The 1,252-nt window shown below is 69.2% G+C and carries 3 protein-coding genes; 2 read left to right on the forward strand and 1 reads right to left on the reverse strand.

Annotated elements, in window-relative coordinates; all coding sequences use genetic code 11:
- The coding region (locus tag SGR02S_RS19245; protein WP_218000151.1) for a GcrA family cell cycle regulator at positions 1 to 447 on the forward strand (447 nt) is incomplete at its 5' end.
- A complete protein-coding gene (locus SGR02S_RS19250) occupies positions 444 to 899 on the forward strand; it encodes a PaaI family thioesterase (protein ID WP_082797252.1) in 456 nt (151 codons plus the stop codon). The genes SGR02S_RS19245 and SGR02S_RS19250, both read left to right, overlap by 4 nt.
- Here SGR02S_RS19250 and SGR02S_RS19255 read toward each other — a convergent pair.
- On the reverse strand, positions 887 to 1,252 hold a 366-nt coding region (locus SGR02S_RS19255), incomplete at its 5' end, for an outer membrane protein (RefSeq protein ID WP_156483145.1). The two genes, SGR02S_RS19250 and SGR02S_RS19255, sit on opposite strands and share 13 nt — an antisense overlap.

The following is a 1,252-nucleotide window of genomic DNA, read 5'->3' on the forward strand; positions in this document are numbered from 1 at the left end:
GCTGCCGAGCCCGCGTCCGCTCGCCCTGCCCCGGCGCCGCGCGCCGAGCCGCGCCCGGCGGCGGCCGTTCCGCCGACGCCCGCTCCCGATGCGGCGCCGAAGGCCGATGGACCGCGGATCGTCTCGATCGGGCCCGGCGGCTTCATCCGGCAGGGACCGGGCGACCAGCAGGCGCCGATTCCGCCCGCGCCGCCGCGCCGTCTGGTGCCCGCCAAGCCGAGCCCGGAAATCGCCGACAAGACAAGCTTGCTCGACCTCAACGACCGCATCTGCCGTTGGCCGATGGGGCATCCGGGCGAGCCGGATTTCCATTTTTGCGGTGAAGCGGTGAATCCCGGCTTTCCTTATTGCGTCGAGCATTGCGGCCGCGCCTATCAGGCGCAACTGCCGCGCGGCACACGCCGCCCGCCGCCGCCGCCGCCCTTTGGCGGACCCCGCGTCCGGTGACGCCGTTCGGTCAGGATTTCCATTTCGCGCGAACGCTCGGCCTCCAGATGATCGAGCGCGGCGGCGGCGGCTGCAAGATGGCGATCGCGATCGATTCCGAACGGCATTTCAATCCGCATGGCGTCGCGCACGGCGGTGTCGCCTACACGCTGGCCGACACGGCGATGGGCGGCGCGCTGTCCAGCCTGCTCGACGACGACCAGTGGTGCGCGACGCTGGAGATCAAATGCAACTATCATGTCGGGGTGCGCGAAGGCCTGCTGACGTGCGAGGCGCAGGTGGTCCATCGCGGCAAGCGCATCGCCAACATCGATGCCCGCCTGTTTCAGGATGGGCGAATGGTATGTAGTGCCAACGGGAACTTCGCGATCTTCGCGGCGCCCGACGGGGCTCGTGAAAAGGGCGCCGGCTCCGTCGAGCCGGCGCCCTTTGCGCTGGATCAGAATCGATAGCTGATCGTTCCGCGCACGCTGTGGGTGCGGAAATGGGGGTCACTGCGCTGGATGTCGACACCGGTGAGCGGATCGGGCGCCGGCGCGCTACCCTGGCCGACGCTGACGGTATAGTCGTCGTCCTTGAGGTCGGTGTAGAGATATTCGAGGCCGACGGACAGATTCCTCGCCGCCATCACCTCGACGCCGCCGCCGGCCGAATAGCCCCAGCCGTTGGTCTTGCCGCCGTCGGCGAAGCTGTTCACGCTGTTCGTCGTCGCGAACTTGTTGTTGAGCCGCGCATAGGCGCCGCCGCCCGTGACATAGAAGAGCGCGCCGCCGCCCGGCGTATAACCGGCGCGCAGGCGGGCGCC

The organism is Sphingopyxis granuli NBRC 100800 (genome assembly GCF_001591045.1).
Taxonomy (GTDB): domain Bacteria; phylum Pseudomonadota; class Alphaproteobacteria; order Sphingomonadales; family Sphingomonadaceae; genus Sphingopyxis; species Sphingopyxis granuli.